Below are 18068 nucleotides of genomic sequence, written 5' to 3'. Positions count from 1 at the left end.
GAAACGAAGCAAAACGAAAACAAGAGAAAGGCCAGAACCCGACACCCATGAAGCATCTTCTGAATCTGCTGGCGGCAGTCGCATTGCTGGTGTGGGGTACGCACCTCGTTCGTACCGGCGTGCTGCGCGTGTTCGGCGCCAACCTGCGCAAGATCCTCGTGCAGAGCATGCGCAACCGGTTCACGGCCGCCCTCTCGGGCATCGGCGTCACGGCGCTCGTGCAGTCGAGCACCGCCACCTCGCTCATGACCTCGTCCTTCGTCGGCCAGGGCCTTGTCACGCTCCCTGCGGCGCTGGCGGTGATGCGGGGTGCCGACGTGGGCACCGCGTTGATCTCGGTGCTGTTCTCGGCCGACCTGTCGTGGCTTTCGCCCATGTTCATCTTCGTGGGCGTGGTGCTGTTCATCACGCGCTCGGCCAGCGTTGCGGGGCGCGTGGGGCGGGTGCTGATCGGCCTGGGGCTGATGCTGCTCGCGCTGCAACTGGTGGTCGAAGCCACCGAACCCCTGTTCTCTTCGCCCGCCGTGCGCGCGCTGCTCGCATCGCTCAACAGCGACGTGCTGCTTGAAATCACCATCGGCTCAGTGCTGGCCATCGTGGCGTATTCGAGCCTGGCGGTGGTGCTGCTGGTCGCGGCCATGGCCACGTCAAACGTGGTGCCACTGGACGTGGCGCTCGGCCTGGTGCTCGGCGCCAACCTCGGCAGCGGGCTGCTGGCGGTGCTCACCACGTCCAAGTCGGCGGTGTCGGTGCGGCAAGTGACGGTCGGCAACCTGCTCTTCAAGGCGCTGGGCGTGGCCCTCGTCGCGCCTTTCATCGGGCTGTGGATTCGCTATGTGCAGCCCGAGCTGCCCAACCAGACGCATGGCGTGGTGCTGTTCCACCTGGCCTTCAACATCATCATCAGCGTCGGCTTCATCGGCCTCACGCAATGGGTGGCCAAGCTGGTGACGCGGATGCTGCCGGTGCCGCAACAACCGGCCGGCACCAGCCGGCCGCATCACCTCGATCCATCGGCGCTGTCGACGCCCTCGCTGGCCATCTCGAACGCGGCACGCGAAGCACTGCACCAGGCCGACATCGTCGAGACCATGCTGATCGGCACCCTCGACGTGATCCGCAACAACGACCTGCGCCTGTCGCAGGAGCTGAGGCAGCTCGACGACACGGTGGACGAGCTGTACTCGGCCATCAAGTACTACATGACCCGCATCTCGCGCGAGGCGCTGGGCGAAGAGGAAAGCCGGCGCTGGACGGACATCATCAGCTTCACCATCAACATGGAGCAGATCGGCGACATCATCGAGCGCGTGATCATCGACATCGAGGACAAGAAGATCAAGCCGCAGCGCAACTTCTCGCAGGCCGGCATGGCCGAGATCGTCGAGCTGCACGGGCGGTTGGTTGCCAACCTGCGGTTGAGCATGAGCGTGTTTTTGAACGGCAACGTGCGGGATGCGCAGAAGCTGCTCGAAGAAAAGGCGCGGTTCCGGGATCTGGAACGGGCCTATGCGACGACCCACCTGGACCGCCTGTCGGACCAGACAACGCTGAGCATCGAGACCAGTTCACTGCACATCGACCTGATCAGCGACCTGAAGCGGATCAACTCGCACATCTGCTCGATTGCGTACCCGATCCTCGAATCGGCCGGGGCGTTGGCGCCCAGCCGGTTGAAGGAATCGCGGCTGGGGAAGATCGAAGGGTAGTTCCGGCTCCGGGAAGCAACGGCTACTTGGCCGCAGTCAAGGCAGCCGGGTCTGCATCCCGCTCGCGCCGCGCATACCGCTGCGCCAGCACGGCACACACCATCAGCTGCATCTGATGAAACAACATCAGCGGCAACACGATCGCGCCCACCGCGTGTGAAGCGAACAAGACCTTCGCCATCGGAATACCGCTGGCCAGGCTCTTCTTCGATCCACAGAACACGATGGTGATTTCGTCCGCCACGTCGAACCCGAACTTGCGCGCCATCAGGGTCGTGACGCCCAGGGCCAGGGCCAGCAGCACAGCGCACACCAGCAGCAAGCCCAGCAGCGCACTCACGGGAATCTGCTTCCACAGTCCTTCAATAACAGCCGCGCTGAACGCCGTGTAGACCACCAGCAGGATCGATCCCTGGTCCACGAACTTCAGCACGGCGGCCCGCTTCTGGATCCACTTGCCGATCACCGGCCGCAGCAGATGCCCCACCACGAACGGCACCATCAGTTGCAGCAGGATGCGGCCGATCGAATCGAGCGACGACGACGAGGTGATGCCACCGCCGTTCGGCAGCACGACCAGGTTCACCAGCACCGGCGTGATGAACACGCCCAGCAAGGTCGAGGCCGATGCGCTGCAGATGGCCGCGGGCATGTTGCCGCGCGCCATCGCGGTGAATGCAATCGCGGACTGCACCGTCGCCGGCAGCACGCAAAGGAACAGCACGCCGGTGTAAAGCTCCGGCGTCACCAGCGGCGACAGCACCGGCCGCAGCGCCAGCCCGAGCAGCGGGAACAGCACGAAGGTACTTGCGAACACCAGCAGGTGCAGCCGCCAGTGCGTGATGCCCGCCATGATCGCCTCGCGCGACAGCTTGGCGCCGTGCAGGAAGAACAGCAATCCGATGGCGACGGTCGTCAGACCTTCGAAGAAATGTGCGATGCGCCCGCTCGCGGGCAGCAGGCTGGCGAAGGTCACGACCGTGACGAGCGCGAGCGTGAAGTTGTCGGGGAGAAAGCGTGAACGGGCCATGGGACGTATTGGAGCGGCTGGCGATTCAAAAGAGAAATGGATTTATCGGATGGATATATGATTCCAGCGCATGAACGTCACGCTCCGTCAACTCCGCGTCTTCCGCTCGGTGGCCGAGGGGCGCAACTTCAGCCGCGCCGGCGACCAGGTCGGGTTGAGCCAGCCGGCCGTCAGCCGCTCGATCCTGGAGCTTGAGTCGCAACTCGGCCTCAAGCTGCTGGACCGCACCACGCGCGAGGTGATGCTGACCGAGGCCGGCCAGTCGCTCGCGGCCCGGCTCGACCGTGTGCTCGACGACCTCGACCAGACCCTGCAGGACGTGGCCGGCCTGGCCAGTGCACGCGGCGGCAAGGTGCGGGTGGCCAGCAGCCCTACGCTCTCGGCCAACCTGATGCCCGGGTGCATCGCGGTCTGCGCGGATACGGCGCCGGGCATCCAGTTCCTGCTGCTCGATCGCATCCAGCAGGACGTGCTGGACAGCGTGCGCAGCGGCGAGGTCGATTTCGGCGTGGTGATCGAACCTTCGGAAGCCGACGACCTGCATTGCGAGCCGATCCTGAACGACCCCTTCGTGCTGGTGGTGCCACCCGCGCATCGGCTGGCCCAGAAGACTTCCGTACGCTGGGCGGCACTCGACGGGCAGCCGCTGGTGCTGCTCGACCACGCTTCGGGCAGCCGCCGCCTGATCGACCAGGCGCTGGAGCACCACGGCGCGCAGTGCGAAGTGAAGCAGCAGCTCGGCCATCCGACCACGGTCTTTCGCATGGTCGAGGCGGGCATCGGCATCAGCGTGATGCCGGGCATGTCGCTGCCACCCGAAGGACTGGCTCAGTTGGTCGTGCGCCCGCTGGTGCCGCGCGTGCAGCGGGCGATCATGCTGATCCGCCGGCGCAACCGCGCGCTCTCGCCGCTCGCGCAGCAGGTGTGGGGCATCGTGCGCGACACCGCCGCGCTCAGTGCGACAGCGGAGTCGGGCGCGACGACGCCGGTGAAGAAGCCGCCCGCCTGAACTGCGCCTGCCGTTGGCGCAGGCAGAAGTCGATCAGGTCCTCCACTTCGGTGGCCTTGTCGAACACCGCGTCGGCACCGAGCAGCGCGCATTTGCGGCGCATGTCCGGCGTGGCGTGGTTGCTCAGCACCACCATCTTCTGCATCGGGTCGCGGTTGCGGCAGGCTCGCAGCACGCTGAAGCCGGTGCCGTCTTTCAGGAACAGATCGACGATGGCCAAGTCCCACTGCGACGGGTTGCCCGTCAGCCAGCGCGTGCCCTCGGCTTCCGACTCGGCCTGGCCGATGGGATCGACGCGGGCCACCTCCCGCAAGGTGCCCACGAGGTTCTCGCGGATGGTGGGGTTGTCTTCGACGATGAATGTGCGGACGGTGTTCATGACGCTTGCCTCTGAGCTTTTGCCACAGGCTACAAAGTGCGCCCGGCACAAGTCGAAGGCATGACACCCCCACGCGGGTAGGACAAGGCTGGCGGCGCCCTCCCCACCCTTTCGCGCGGTCCTACAGCGTCAGGATCGTGCAGCCCGTGGTCTTGCGCGCTTCCAGGTCGCGGTGCGCCTGCTGCACGTCGGCCAGTGCATAGCGCTGCTCGATCGGGATCTTCACCGCGCCGCTGCGCACCACCGCGAACAGGTCGTCGGCCATGGCCTGCGTGCTTTCGCGCGTGGCCATGTGCGTGAACAGCGTGGGCCGCGTGACGTAGAGCGAGCCCTTGGATGCAAGCGTGCCGAGATTGATCGGCGGCACCGGGCCCGAGCCGTTGCCGAAGATCGCCAGCAGGCCGAAGGGACGCAGGCAGTCGATCGAGCCCTCGAAGGTGTCCTTGCCCACCGAGTCGTAGACCACCTTCACGCCCTTGCCGCCGGTGATTTCCTTGACGCGGGCCGCGAAGTTCTCGGTGCTGTAGTTGATGGCGTGCGCCGCGCCGAACTGGAGCGCGAGCTTGCACTTGGTATCGCTGCCGGCCGTGCCGATCAGTTGCAGGCCGAGGGCCTTGGCCCACTGGCAGGCGATCAGGCCGACGCCGCCGGCGGCTGCGTGGAACAGGATGAAGTCGCCGGGCTGCAGGCCCTCGGCCGGCAGTGTTTTCTTCAGCAGGTACTGGGTGGTCAGGCCCTTGAGCATCATGGCCGCGCCGGTCTCGAAGGAGATGTCGTCGGGCAGCTTGCAGACGTTCTTGGCCGGCATCACGCGCAACTCGCTGTAAGCGCCCGGTGGCTGGCTCGCATAGGCGGCGCGGTCGCCGGCCTTCAGGTGCGTGACGCCTTCGCCCACCACCTCGACCACGCCCGAGGCTTCCATGCCGAGCTGCAACGGCATCTGGAACGGATAGAGCCCGCTGCGCTGGTAGGTGTCGATGAAGTTCAGGCCCACCGCCTTGTGACGGATGCGGATTTCGCCGGGGCCGGGTTCACCGACTTCGACCTCGACGATCTTCAGTTCTTCGGGACCGCCATGACGGTCGATACGGACGGCTTTGCTGATCATCGTTACTGTCTCCACACGCAGAAAAAGAAGAGGCGCATCGTGCCACGTTTGGCACTTTCGCGATGGTGCGGGACATTGCCCGCCAGGTCGGCGGCCATGCAGGCGCCGCCTCGACTCACGCCTGATGCGGCGGCGGCTCGGGCGCGAACTCGATGAGATAACCGTTGCGCTCGAACATCTGCAGGATCTCGCGCTCGCCGTACCAGCTATCGAGCTGCGACAACGGAATCAGCGAACGCAGCGTGAGCGGCGCCAGGCTCACCAATTGCCGCACCTTGGCGTGGTGGCCGAACAGCTGCATCGCGTCGTAGCCGTGGTGCAGTTGCGGCCCCGCATGCTCGATGGCAAAGCTGCGCGCCAGCTCCAGCGGAGCAAAGCGCATGCCGACGGCTTCGAGGGTCGGACGCAGCACGCCGCTCAGTTGCACGTCTTCGAGCAGCGCGTTGTGCTGCCAATGCATCCTGAGCGGATCGCCCTCCACCACATCGGGCGGCGGAATCTCGACGCGAATGTGCGGATGATTGACCAGTGCTTTCATGAAGCGCCGGCTGCGCAGGCTGAAGCCGCCGTTCTGGATCGGCGTGACGATGTGGTCGGTCTTGTGCAGTTCCTGCGCCCAGTCAAAGCTGTTGCGCCAGAACGTGCCCTGCGGCGAATCGATCTTCGCCAGGTGGATCGGCGCACCGATGTAGTCGCAACCCAGGAACTCGTCGCTCCAGTTGGCGGCATTGACGACCCAGCCGTCGTCCTGCACCACCAGTGCGAAGTCTGTCTGCACCACGCGCCAGAGCGCGAACATCATGAACCAGCCGTACTCGTGGTAGTTCATCGGCGCGATCGCCACGTGCCCGATGCCCGGCGCCAGGTCGTCGGGCGCTTGCGGGCTGCACAGCAAGGCGCAGGTGCCGGGCATCTGCGACTGGCTCAGTTGCAGGGCCATCGCCGCGCCGCGCGCGTCGGGCAGGCCGGTGACCGACACCAGGGTGATCTGCCGGAAGGCCTCCCCGCTCATGCGCGCCTGTGCGGATGGGTCAGTAGGTGCCGGGGTAGGCGCCGCCGTCGGCCAGCACGTTCTGGCCGGTCATGTAGCCGGCCTGCATGCTGCAGAGAAAAGCACAGATGGCGCCGAACTCGGCCGGCGTGCCGAAGCGCCTGGCCGGAATGTTCTTCTTGCGGGCTTCCCACACGGTGTCGAAGTCCTGGCCCGACTTCTGGGCCGCACCAGCCATTGTGCCCTTGAGGCGGTCGGTGTCGAAAGAGCCTGGCAGCAGGTTGTTGATGGTCACGCCCTGCGCCGCGATGGGCGTGCGCGCCACGCCGGCCACGAAACCGGTCAGGCCGCTGCGCGCGCCGTTCGACAGACCCAGGATGTCGATGGGCGACTTCACCGAACTCGACGTGATGTTCACGATGCGCCCGAAGCCGCGCTTGGCCATGCCGTCGACCGTGGCCTTGATCAGTTCGATGGGCGTGAGCATGTTGGCGTCGACCGCCTTGATCCACGCGTCGCGGTCCCAGTTGCGGAAGTCGCCGGGCGGCGGGCCGCCGGCATTGGTGACGACGATGTCGAAGTCATGCCCCAGTGCGAACACTGCCGCGCGGCCGGCTTCGGTCGTGATGTCGGCCGCCACGTGCTTGACGAACGGGCCCGATGCGCCTGCACCACCTGCGGCCTCGGCCAGCTTCTTCGCAGCCGCGTCCAGCGCCTCGGTGCCGCGCGCCACGATCACCACGTTGACGCCTTCGCGCACCAGCGCCTCGGCACAGCCGTAGCCCAGCCCCTTGCTCGCGCCGCACACCAGCGCGGTCTTGCCTGCAATACCCAGATCCATGTTGTTTGCTCCTATCGTGCAGGGGCTTGGCGCCCCTTGCGTGTGAAAACGAAGATGCCCGCGATGACGAGCACGGTGCCGGCGGCGATCCACGGTGTGAACGGCTCGCCGAGTATCACCACCCCCATGAGGATGGTCGACAGGGGTCCGATCATGCCGGTTTGCGCGGCCACCGCGGGGCCGATGCGCTCGATGGCCATCATCACCATGAGGACGGGCACGGCCGTGCACAGCGTGGCGTTGAGCACCGACAACCAGATGACCTCGGGCGCGACCTCGAAAGCCGCGCTCATCGGCCGCGTCAGCACGAACTGCAGGATGCACAGCACGCAGGCCACGGTGGTGGCCAGGCCCACGAGCCGCAGCGAGCCCAGGCGCTTGACGAACTCGCCGCTGTAGACGAGGTAGCCCGCATAGCTCACCGCGCTCAGGAACACGAGGAACGCGCCCCAGGCTGCCGCCCCACCACCTTTGCCGCCACCGCCGGTCCACAGTTCGTGGCCGAACACCAGCAGCACGCCGGCATAGCTCACGACCATGCCCAGCACCTGCGGGCGCGTGGCGCGCCGCCGGTACATGAGCCAGCCGAACAGCAGCACCAGCGTGGGGTTGAGATAAAGAATGAGCCGCTCGAAGCTGGCCGAGATGTAGGCCAGCCCGGCAAAGTCGAGAAAGCTCGCAAGGTAATAGCCGGAGAAGCCGAGCCCGATCACACCGAGCCAGTCGCGTGACGTGAGCTTGGGCTTGCCGCGCCCCGCCCACCATGCCATCACCGCGAAGAGCGGCAACGCGAACAGCATGCGCAGCATGATGAGCGTGATGGCATCCACGCCGTGGCGGTAGGCGAGCTTGACGATGATGGCCTTGCCGCTGAACGCAATCGCGCCCAGCGTGGCAAGGATCAGACCGGTCGCATAGCCTTTTCTTGCGCCGTCGTGAGAGGGGATGCCGAGCGACGCGGCTGTCTTGTTCATCCCCCGATCATCGCGGCAACCCCGAGACCTTGCTCAGTACCCTGCCGCCACGCCGTCGCGGCGCGGGTCGCTGGCGGCCACATAGCCTTCGACCGACGGCTCGCCCGCACGCCAGATGAACTGGCCGGCGCCGAAGTCCTGGTACGAGTCGTTGATCACTTCGAGGTGATGGCCCAGGTCGCGCAGGCCCTGCACGGTGTTCGGGTTCATCGCGGCTTCGACGTTGATCTCGAGCCCCGCATTGAAGCGCCAGCGCGGTGCATCGCAGGCGGCCTGCGGGTTCTGCTTGTAGTCGAGCATGCGCACCAGCGTCTGCATGTGGCCTTGCGGCTGCATGTTGCCGCCCATCACGCCGAAACTCATGACCGGCTGGCCGTCCTTCGTGAGGAAGGCCGGAATGATGGTGTGGAACGGACGCTTGCCCGGCGCCACCACGTTCGGGCTCTCGGCCTTGAGGCTGAAGCCGTGGCCGCGGTTCTGCAGGCTGATGCCGAACTCGGGCTCCACGCAACCCGAACCGAAGCCCATGTAGTTGCTCTGGATGAAGCTCACCATCATGCCGCTCTCGTCGGCCGCCGTGAGGTAGATGGTGCCGCCCTTGACCGGGTTGCCCGCCTTGAAGTCCTGCGCCTTCTTCACGTCGATGAGGCGCGCACGCGAGGCGAGGTAGGCATCGTCGAGCATCTGCTCGGTGGTCACTTCCATGGTCTTGCGTTCCGACACGTAGCGGTACACGTCGGCGAAGGCCAGCTTCATCGCCTCGATCTGCAGATGCTGCGACTGGACCGAATCGACCGGCAGCGAGGCAATGTCGAACTTCTCCAGGATGCCCAGCGCGATCAGCGCCGCGATGCCCTGCCCGTTCGGCGGAATCTCGTGCAGCGTGTGGCCATGGTAGTCGCGCGAGATCGGCTTGACCCACTCGGGCTGGTAGGCCGCAAGGTCGGCCACCGTGAGCGCACCGCCCTGTTCGGCGGAGAACTTGGCGAGCGCCTCGGCGATCTCGCCGTTGTAGTAGGCCTCGCCCTTGGTGCGGGCAATGGCCTTGAGCGCACGGGCGGCTGCCGCGAAGCGGAACAGCTCGCCCACCTCGGGCGCGCGGCCCCAGGGCAGGAAGGTCTGCGCAAAGCCCGGCTGCGACTGCAGCACCGGCGTGGCCGCAGCCCACTTGCCCTGCACCACCGGCGGCACGAGATAGCCGCGCTCCGCGATGTCGATGGCCGGAGCCATCAGGTCGGCGAACGGCAGCTTGCCGAAGCGATCGCTCATGGCGACCCAGCCGCGCACCGCGCCCGGCACGGTGACCGAGTCGATGCCGCGCATCGGCGGCGTGGCGGCGTCGGCGCCGTACTTGGCCTTGAAGTATTCGGGCGTCCAGACCTTGGGCGCCGGGCCCGAGGCGTTCAGGCCGTGCAGTTCCTTGCCGTCCCACAGGATGCAGAAGGCATCGCTGCCCAGGCCGTTGCTCACTGGCTCGACCAGCGTCATCACCGCTGCCGTGGCAATGGCCGCATCGACCGCATTGCCGCCCTGCTGCAGGATGCGCAGCCCGGCCTGCGAGGCCAGCGGGTGCGAGGTCGACACCACATTGCGCGCGAAGATCGGAATGCGGGTGGAAAGGTAGGGGTTGCTGAAATCGAAGTTCATGTCGGCGTGCTCTTTATTCGTTGGTGATCTTGCGTTCGACCACGATCTTTTTCCACTTGGCGGCGTCGACCGCCACCAGCTTGGCGAACTGGTCGGGCGTGCCCGGCGCCGCGGGCTCGATGCCCAGGCGTGCGAGCTTTTCCTTCACGTCGGGATCGGCCAGCGCTTCATTCGCGGCCTTGTTGATGCGCGCAACGATATCGGCCGGCAAATTCTTCGGGCCATAGAAACCGAACCAGGTGTTCGACTCGTAGCCGGGCAGCGTATCGGCGATGGGCGGCAGCTCGGGCGCCAGCGGGCTGCGCTTGAGCGAGGTGACGCCCAGCGCGCGCAGGCGGCCGTCGCGCACATGCGGCATGCCGGTGGGCAGCGAGTCGAACAGCACGTCGACCTTGCCGCTGATCAGGTCGGGAATGGCCAGCGCCGTGCCCTTGTAGGGAATGTGCGTGACGAACACGCCGGCCTGCGCCTTGAACAGCTCGGCCGTGAGCTGCACGATGGTGCCGTTGCCGCTCGACGCGTAGTTGAGCTTGCCGGGGTTCTTCTTGGCGTAGTCGATCCACTCGCGCACCGTCTTGGCGGGCGAATTGACCGGCACCAGCATGATGCTGGCCGCATCGCCCACATGCGCGATGGGCGTGAAGTCGCGCACCGTGTCGTAGGGCAGCTTGTTGATGGCGGGGCCGATGGCGTGCGTGCTGGTGGTTGCCAGCAGCAGCGTGTAGCCATCGGGCGCGGCCTTGGCGGCCTGGTCGGAGCCGATGGCGCCGCCGGCGCCGGGCTTGTTGTCGATGACGAGCGTGGTGCCGAGCTTCTCGCCCATCTTCTGCCCCAGCGTGCGGGCGAAGAGGTCGGTGGCGCCCGCTGCGGGGAACGGCACGATCAGCCGGATGGGCTTGTTGGGGTAGTTCTGGGCCAGGGCAGAAGTCGCGGCCAGCAGCATTGCGGCGGCGAGCACGAAGCGTGTTCGTTTCATGTGGATGATTTTCTCCGAGGTCTTTGTATCGGTGCGCCGTGGCCCGGCGCGGCCGAAAGATTGGACGCTTGTGGCATTGAAAATGGAAATGGATTTATCTGATAGATATATGAGCCGGATGCATCAATCGTGCCCACAGCCACCCGGACCGCCACGGGCCGCAGTTTTCCTGCCGACAATGGCCGCAACGGCCCTGCCCGACAGCAGCCTTTTCCTCCAACCACAACGACGACACCGTGGACCTTCGCACACTTCGCTACTTCATCACCGTGCTCGAAGCCGGCAGCCTCTCGCGGGCGGCCGCCCTGCTGTACGTGGCACAGCCAGCGCTCACGGCGCAGATCAAGAAGCTGGAGAACGAACTCGGCGCCCAGCTTTTCGAGCGCTCGCATGCGGGTGTCACGCCGACCCCCGCCGGGATGCAGCTCTACCACGATGCACGGCGGCTGCTGTCCGACGCGGCCGCGTTGCGCGAACGCTTCCAGCGCCCCACGCAAGGGCTGGAGGGCTCGGTCACCCTCGCGATCCCGTCGCTGCTGTCGTCCTTGCTGATGGGCCCGGTGCTCAAGCAGCTCAAGCTGCGCCACCCCTTCGTGCGCGTCTTCGTGCTGGACGACCTGAGCCTGATGGTGAAGAAGACCATGCTCGACCGCCGGGCTGACGTCGGCATCATGGTCGACACGCCGGCACTCGAAGGCCTGGTGTGCGAGCCACTGGCAAGCGAATCGATCTTCCTCTGCGGCTTCGACGTGAACGGCATCGCCGCGCCATTGCTCAAGCGCCGGCGTGCCGCCCCCAAGGCGGGGCATCGCCGCGGTCGCGACGAAATCACCTTCTCGCGCGCGGCGCAATTGCCGCTCGTGCTGCAGTCACGCCGTTTCAGCATCCGGCAGGCGGTCGAGCACGCGGCATCGGAGCTGGACATCGAGCTGAACGTCGCCTACGAGCATGACTCGGCGCGCGTGCTGCGCTCGCTCTACCAGGCCGGTGCCGGCTTCACCTTCACGCCGGCCTGCGCACTCGACGACTCGGCCCTGACGGACGAACGCTGGGTCTGCGCGCGCGTGACGCAGCCGCAACTGCTGCGCAGCTACACGCTGGCCACGCTCGCGAACCGCCCGGCCGACCCGGTCGTGCAGGCCGTGATCGACGTGCTGCGCGAGGAAATCACCCGCATGGCCGGCCAGGGCCTCTGGGACGCCGACCTGCCCTGACACCGCTCCGCCGACGCGAGCGCCGCAGCCATCGCGGCCGGCCATCAGAAATAGTGATGGCCGCGCATCAGCAAACGGTATTTCCTCCCCGGCGCCCTGCGCCGCGATAGTCGCGCCAGTCCACTCGCACATGGAAGTGGCGCACAGGAGATAGCCTTTTGAATTCCCCATCCTTCGAGGTCGCCAACGTCGGCGCCCTTGTCTCGCGCGCATCCCGCGCATTCGCCCGGCAGGTTGCGATCAAGAGCCCGGCGCGCTCGATCACCTACGAAGAACTCGACAGGCGTTCCAACCGCCTTGCCAACGCGCTGCTCGCGCACGGCCTGGCACGCGGCGCGCGGGTCGGCGTGTGCCTGCCGAACTGCATCGAGGTGGTCGAGCTTGAACTGGCCTGCTACAAGGCGGCGCTGGTGAAGGCGCCGATCAACGCACGGCTTTCACCGGTCGAGGTCGCCGGGATGATCGCCAACAGCGAAGCCGAACTGATCGTGACCACGGCCGCGCGGGCCGAGGCCTTCCTGCCCCTGATGCAGACCGCTCCGCCCCGATTGCTGCTGATCGACCAGCCGGACGGCAGCGCGCGCAGCTACGAGGCCGCACTGGCCGCCGCCAGCAACAGCTTCGACGCCGCGCGCGTGCAGTCCGACGAGCTGGCCGTGCTGCACTACACCTCGGGGTCGAGCGGCGTGCTGAAGGCCGCGATGCAGACCTTCGGCAACCGCCTGGCGCAGTTGCGCAAGTTCCTCATGCGCCCCGACGGCATGCGGCCCGGCGAACTGCTGGGCCTGGTCGGGCCGATCACGCATGCCTCGGGCATGCAGCTCGTGCCGGCGCTGTGCAGCGGCGCGACCATCCGGCTGTTCGACGGCTTCGAGCCCGAGCGCTTTCTCGCCGAGATGCGCGCCGACCGCGTGGCCCACACCTTCATGGTGCCGACCATGATCAACATGCTGCTCGCGCAGTTGAAGGGCCAGTACCTGCCGCTGCCCGACCTGAAGCGGCTCGGCTACGGCGCGGCGCCGATGGCACCCGCGCGTATCCTGCAGGCCATGGATGTCTTCGGGCCGATCCTCTCGCAGGGCTACGGCGCCGGCGAAACCACCTCCGGCGTGTGCGGGCTCTCGGTCGAAGACCATCTGTTCGCACGTGCCGCCATGCCCGAGCGCCTGGCCTCCTGCGGACGGCCCTTCCTGGAATCGCGCGTCGAGATCGTCGACGACGAAGGACAGCCCGTCGCTGTCGGCGAGATCGGCGAGATCGTGGTCAGCGGCCCCGACGTCTTCGCGGGCTACTGGCGCGCGCCCGAACTCACGGCCGAGGTGCTGAAGAACGGCAGCTATCACACGGGCGACCTCGCGCGCGCCGACGACGACGGCTTCATCTACATCGTCGATCGCAAGAAAGACATGGTGATCACCGGCGGCTTCAACGTCTATCCGTCGGAAGTCGAGGCGGTGCTCTACCAGCACGCGGCCGTCGCCGATGCCTGCGTGTTCGCGGTGCCCGACGACAAGTGGGGCGAGGCCGTGGCCGCGCACATCGTGCTCAAGCCCGGCGAGGTGCCCGACAGCGCCGCGCTCGATGCCTTCTGCGCCAGCCGGCTCGGCGGCTACAAGCGTCCGCGAACGATCGAGTTCGTGAGCACGCTGCCCAAGAACCCGAACGGCAAGGTCGCGCGCAAGCTCATCCAGGCGCCCTACTGGGCCGACCGCGCACGGCGCGTCAATTGAACAGGAAGGAACACGCATGAACAACGCACTTGCTGCAGGCACGCACTTCGAAGGCTCGGCACAGGCCGCAGAACTGATCGGGCGCATCCGCGATTTCATTCACGGCGAACTGGCTGCCATCGTCGCCGAGCACGGCATCGACCACGAGCGCGGCCCCGACCGCGAGACACTGCGGCGCGTCTGGCGGCGCTCGAACGAACTCGGCTTCTACGGCATCACGCTGCCGAAGGCGATGGGCGGGCTGGGCCTGTCGGTGCTCGATCACGTGCTGATCAAGGAAGCCATCTACGCCAGCGGTTCGCCCCTCGCGCCGCATGTGTTCGGCGAACTCAGCGGCCCACCCCGGGTGGGCGCGCTCGCGCGGCAGGCCACGCCCTGGCAGCTCGAACAATTCATCGCGCCGGTGGCGAATGCAGACAAGGCGATCTGCTTCGCATTGACCGAAGCCGAAGCCGGCTCCGACGCCGGCGCGGTCCAGACGCGGGCCGAGCGGCAGGGCGACGACTACGTGCTCACCGGCCGCAAGCGATTCATCTCGGGCTCGCCGTTCGCCGACTTCGCGCTCGTGATGGCCTCGACCGCCGAAGACCCCTCCCAGCGCGAAATCTCGGCCTTCTTCGTCGACCTGGGCCTGCCGGGCGCGCGCGTGGAGTCGGGCTACAAGACCATGGCCGGCCAGTCGCACACGGGCGACATCGTGCTGGAAGCGTGCCGCGTTCCCGCGCGCAACATGATCGGCGAGCCGGGCCGGGGCCTGGCGCTGGCGCTCGGACGCATCACTGTGAACCGGCTGCTGCACTGCCCCGCCATGGTGGGGCTGGCGCGCGTGGCGCTGGACGATGCCATCGCCTATGCGAAGGGCCGCCGGCAGTTCGGCCGCGCCATCGCGCAGTTCCAGGCCATCCAGCACATGCTGGCCAACATGGCGACCGAACTGGCCGCCGCGCGCGGACTGATGATCGCGACCGCGCGCCAGATCGATGCCGGCGGCGAAGCGCGCGCCGAGGCCTCGATGGCCAAGCTGTTCTGTTCCGAGTCTGCCTTCCGCATCGCCGATTCGGCAGTGCAGATCCACGGCGGCGAAGGCATCGTGCAGGGCCGCCGCGTGGAGTTCCTGTTCCGCATGCTGCGCATGTATCGGGTTCTCACCGGCACCAGCGAGATCCAGCGCAACACCATCGCGCGCGAACTGCTGGGCGACCCGGTGCCCTGACGCCGAAGCCCGGCCGCCTTCCACAAACGACAACCAGATCGAGAGACAAGAACCATGAACCTCCATTGCACTGCTTCACGGCGTCAACTGTGCAAGGCGCTGGCCGCGTCGCTGTGGCCCGCCGCATGGCCCGCGCTGGCGGCCGACAGCGACTGGCCCACCCGGCCCATCAAATGGGTGCTGCCCTACCTTGCGGGCACAGGGCCCGACATCACCGCGCGCACGCTGGCGGAAGCAGTCAGCCCGCTGCTCGGACAGCCCGTCGTGATCGAGAACCGCGCCGGCGCCGGCGGCAACATCGGCGCCCGGATGGTTGCGCATGCGCCGGCCGACGGCTACACGTGGATCTATTCCGCTGCGCCGATGGCGGCCAACATGCGCATGTACGCGAACCCGGGCTACGACGCGGTGAAGGACTTCCGCCACATCATGCGGCTGACGACCTCGGACATTTTGCTGATCGTCCATCCCTCTTCCGGCATCCACAGCGTGCACGACCTGGTCGAGCGCGCGCGTGCCAACCCGGGCAAGCTGGACTACGCCTCCGGCGGCGTGGGCACGCCCTCGCACCTGGGGGTCGAACTGTTCCTCAGTGCAGCCGGCGTACAGGCCACGCACGTGCCCTACAAGGGCGCCTCGGAAATGGTCAACGCGGTGCTCGGCAAGCAGGTCTTCTTTGCGATGCCGATCTTCGCCGTGGCCTTTCCGCATGTGCAGGCGGGCCGGCTCAAGGCACTGGCCATTGCCGGCAGCCAGCGCAATGCCGCGCTGCCCGATGTGCCGACGCTCGCCGAAGCGGGTGTGCCCGGTGTGTCGCTCACCTCGTGGGGCGGCATCTCGGTGCCGGCGCGCACGCCCGATGCGATCGTCTCGAAGATCCACGCGGCGTTCGAGCAGGCCATCCGGCAACCCGCCGTTCGCACGGTGATCGAGGCCTCGGGCGGCGGCGTCAGCCCGTCGAGTCCGCAGGACTACGCCAAGGGCTTCACGCAAGAGATCGCGCTGACCGAAGCCATGATGAAGAAGGCGCAGCTGGCACCGATGTAGCACCGGCTGCGGCCCATGAAAAACGGCGCCCGAGGGCGCCGTTCTTGTTTTCAGGAAGCGCTGTCGATCACTCTTCGACGAAGGCTTCCTCGCGCTTCGACTTCACAGCCGGCAGCAGCACGATGATCAGCAGCAGCGCCGCAGCGGCCAACAGACTGGCAGAGATCGGACGCGTCACGAACACGCTCCAGTCGCCACGCGACAGCAACAGCGAGCGGCGCAGGTTCTCTTCCATCATCGGTCCGAGGATGAAGCCCAGCAGCAACGGCGCAGGCTCGCAACCCAGCTTGAAGAAGGTGTAGCCCACCAGACCGAAGATGCCGACCATCCACACGTCGAAGGTGTTGTTGTTGGTCGAGTACACGCCGATGGCACAGAACAGCACGATCGCCGGGAACAGGTACTTGTACGGCACCGACAGCAGCTTGATCCACATGCCGATCAGCGGCAGGTTCAGGATGATCAGCATCGCGTTGCCGATCCACATCGAAGCGATCAGGCCCCAGAACAGTTCGGGGTTGCTGGTCATCACCTGCGGACCCGGCTGGATGTTGTGGATCGTCATGGCACCCACCATCAGCGCCATCACCGCGTTGGGCGGAATGCCCAGCGTCAGCAACGGGATGAAGGAGGTTTGCGCACCGGCGTTGTTGGCCGACTCGGGAGCCGCCACACCGCGGATGTTGCCCTTGCCGAAGGGCACTTCGCCCGGCTTCAGCTTGGTCTTCTTCTCGATGGTGTAGGCCGCGAAAGCCGCCAGCAGCGCGCCGCCGCCCGGCAGGATGCCCAGGGCCGAACCCAGCGCCGTGCCACGCAGCACGGCGGGGATCATGCGCTTGAAGTCTTCCTTGGTCGGGAACAGGCCCGAGACCTTGGCGGTGAACACTTCGCGCTCGTCGTCGGGACGCGAGAGGTTGGCAATGATTTCGCCGTAGCCGAACACGCCCATGGCGATGGCCACGAAGCCGATGCCGTCGGTGAGTTCAGGAATGTCGAAGCTGTAGCGTGCGACACCCGAGTTCACGTCGGTGCCGACCAGACCCAGCAGCAGGCCCAGCACGATCATCGCGATGGCCTTGAGCAGCGAGCCCGAAGCCAGCACCACGGCACCGATCAGGCCCAGGATCATCAGCGAGAAGTACTCGGCCGGGCCGAACTTGAAGGCCAGCTCGGTCAGCGGCGGTGCGAAGGCCGCCAGGATCAACGTACCCACGCAACCCGCGAAGAACGAGCCGAGGCCCGCTGCCGCGAGTGCCGGACCCGCACGGCCCTTGCGCGCCATCTGGTAGCCGTCGATCACGGTCACCACCGACGAAGACTCGCCCGGCAAGTTGACCAGAATGGCCGTCGTGGAGCCGCCGTACTGGGCACCGTAGTAAATACCGGCCAGCATGATCAGCGCCGACACGGGCGGCAGTGCGTACGTGGCGGGCAGCAGCATCGCGATGGTCGCGACTGGGCCGATGCCCGGGAGCACGCCGATCAGCGTGCCAAGAATGCAGCCGACCAGGCAGTACAGCAGGTTGGTGAAGGTAAAGGCAACGCCAAAACCCATCGAGAGGTGTTCAACCAATTCCATGATGTGAGCAGCTTTCTTCTCAACCGGTGATGAAGGTCGGCCAGACCTGGATCTGGAGCTTCAGCGCCCAGATGAATGCGACATAGCTGCCAACGGCCAGCACGGTCGCAAGGACCAGTACTTTCTTGAGATCGAACTCGTTGCCCGCCAGGCTGCCGATGATCACCAGCGCGTAGATGGCAATGATCATGCCCATGGCCGGCACGCCGATGCTCGGCAGACCGCCGAGCAGCACGCCGAAGGCAAGGTTGGCGCCCAGGATGAACACCACCTGTTTCCAGGCCCACTTGCCGATTTTTTCGCCGTCGGTGGTTTCAACGGTGAGCCCGGTGAACATGATCCCCAGGCCGATCAGGGCCATCAGGATGCCGAGCATCAACGGAAAATAACCCGGCCCCATGCGGGCACCGCTGCCCACGCTATAGGTGGTGGCACCCCATGCGAATCCGACGCCCACGATGGTGAACATCAGACCCGAGAAAAAGTCTTTCTGACTTTTGATCTTCACGAACAGTCTCCTCGAACAATTTCGATGCGGGATTGTCGAGTCAGGTGCTGGTCAGGCTGATGTGGATTCCACTAACGAAAGACCTAGGGATAACCCGAAAGGCCACATCTGCT

At 66.3% G+C, this 18068-nt stretch carries 16 protein-coding genes; 6 read left to right on the top strand and 10 right to left on the bottom strand.

Translation table 11 applies throughout. The annotated features are described in order from the left end of the window. Positions 1 to 47: 47 nt before the first annotated feature. On the top strand, positions 48 to 1709 hold the full coding sequence (locus tag H7F35_RS19045; protein ID WP_187108165.1) for a Na/Pi cotransporter family protein: 1662 nt from the start codon (positions 48 to 50) through the stop codon (positions 1707 to 1709). Positions 1710 to 1731: 22 nt separating this feature from the next. Here the strand turns inward: H7F35_RS19045 and H7F35_RS19040 are convergent, their stop codons facing one another. Beyond that, positions 1732 to 2739 (bottom strand): bile acid:sodium symporter family protein, encoded by a 1008-nt coding sequence (locus H7F35_RS19040; protein WP_187108164.1) that lies wholly within the window; start codon positions 2737 to 2739, stop codon positions 1732 to 1734. A gap of 70 nt (positions 2740 to 2809) precedes the next feature. Here H7F35_RS19040 and H7F35_RS19035 point away from each other — a divergent pair, with 70 nt between their 5' ends. Then, a complete protein-coding gene (locus H7F35_RS19035) occupies positions 2810 to 3748 on the top strand; it encodes a LysR family transcriptional regulator (protein ID WP_187108163.1) in 939 nt (312 codons plus the stop codon). Here H7F35_RS19035 and H7F35_RS19030 read toward each other — a convergent pair. The 7 genes from H7F35_RS19030 to H7F35_RS19000 all read right to left on the bottom strand — a co-directional run bounded on the left by H7F35_RS19030 (position 3693) and on the right by H7F35_RS19000 (position 10664). Further along, on the bottom strand, positions 3693 to 4127 hold the full coding sequence (locus tag H7F35_RS19030; protein ID WP_187108162.1) for a response regulator: 435 nt from the start codon (positions 4125 to 4127) through the stop codon (positions 3693 to 3695). The two genes, H7F35_RS19035 and H7F35_RS19030, sit on opposite strands and share 56 nt — an antisense overlap. Positions 4128 to 4248: 121 nt before the next feature. Beyond that, complete coding sequence (locus tag H7F35_RS19025) at positions 4249 to 5235, bottom strand: quinone oxidoreductase family protein (RefSeq protein ID WP_187108161.1); 987 nt, start codon at positions 5233 to 5235, stop codon at positions 4249 to 4251. A 115-nt stretch (positions 5236 to 5350) separates the two neighbouring features. Further along, complete coding sequence (locus H7F35_RS19020) at positions 5351 to 6247, bottom strand: DUF5672 family protein (RefSeq protein ID WP_187108160.1); 897 nt, start codon at positions 6245 to 6247, stop codon at positions 5351 to 5353. 19 nt (positions 6248 to 6266) lie between these two features. Then, positions 6267 to 7067, bottom strand: coding sequence for an SDR family oxidoreductase (locus H7F35_RS19015; protein ID WP_187108159.1), 801 nt, complete (start codon positions 7065 to 7067; stop codon positions 6267 to 6269). Between the two features lie 11 nt (positions 7068 to 7078). Next, the gene (locus tag H7F35_RS19010; RefSeq protein WP_187108158.1) at positions 7079 to 8041 is read right to left on the bottom strand and encodes a DMT family transporter; all 963 of its coding nucleotides are present in this window, start codon (positions 8039 to 8041) and stop codon (positions 7079 to 7081) included. 33 nt (positions 8042 to 8074) lie between these two features. Continuing rightward, entirely contained in the window at positions 8075 to 9688 is a 1614-nt protein-coding gene (locus H7F35_RS19005; protein WP_187108157.1) for a gamma-glutamyltransferase family protein, read from the bottom strand. Between the two features lie 13 nt (positions 9689 to 9701). Further along, positions 9702 to 10664, bottom strand: a complete 963-nt coding sequence (locus tag H7F35_RS19000; RefSeq protein ID WP_187108156.1) for a Bug family tripartite tricarboxylate transporter substrate binding protein — start codon at positions 10662 to 10664, stop codon at positions 9702 to 9704. A gap of 236 nt (positions 10665 to 10900) precedes the next feature. Between H7F35_RS19000 and H7F35_RS18995 the strand changes: the two genes are divergently transcribed. From H7F35_RS18995 to H7F35_RS18980, 4 genes are all read left to right on the top strand, one after another. Then, positions 10901 to 11878, top strand: coding sequence for a LysR family transcriptional regulator (locus tag H7F35_RS18995; protein ID WP_187108155.1), 978 nt, complete (start codon positions 10901 to 10903; stop codon positions 11876 to 11878). A 158-nt stretch (positions 11879 to 12036) separates the two neighbouring features. Beyond that, complete coding sequence (locus H7F35_RS18990) at positions 12037 to 13608, top strand: AMP-binding protein (protein ID WP_187108154.1); 1572 nt, start codon at positions 12037 to 12039, stop codon at positions 13606 to 13608. 16 nt (positions 13609 to 13624) lie between these two features. Next, on the top strand, positions 13625 to 14821 hold the full coding sequence (locus tag H7F35_RS18985; protein ID WP_187108153.1) for an acyl-CoA dehydrogenase family protein: 1197 nt from the start codon (positions 13625 to 13627) through the stop codon (positions 14819 to 14821). A gap of 54 nt (positions 14822 to 14875) precedes the next feature. Next, positions 14876 to 15868 (top strand): Bug family tripartite tricarboxylate transporter substrate binding protein, encoded by a 993-nt coding sequence (locus H7F35_RS18980; protein WP_187108152.1) that lies wholly within the window; start codon positions 14876 to 14878, stop codon positions 15866 to 15868. 67 nt (positions 15869 to 15935) lie between these two features. Here the strand turns inward: H7F35_RS18980 and H7F35_RS18975 are convergent, their stop codons facing one another. Then, positions 15936 to 17447, bottom strand: a complete 1512-nt coding sequence (locus tag H7F35_RS18975; protein ID WP_187108151.1) for a tripartite tricarboxylate transporter permease — start codon at positions 17445 to 17447, stop codon at positions 15936 to 15938. Between the two features lie 19 nt (positions 17448 to 17466). Then, a complete protein-coding gene (locus H7F35_RS18970) occupies positions 17467 to 17955 on the bottom strand; it encodes a tripartite tricarboxylate transporter TctB family protein (RefSeq protein WP_187108150.1) in 489 nt (162 codons plus the stop codon). Positions 17956 to 18068 lie beyond the last annotated feature (113 nt).

This window comes from Variovorax sp. PAMC26660, from assembly GCF_014302995.1.
Lineage (GTDB): Bacteria > Pseudomonadota > Gammaproteobacteria > Burkholderiales > Burkholderiaceae_C > Variovorax.
This window is presented reverse-complemented; position numbering and strand designations above follow the sequence as displayed.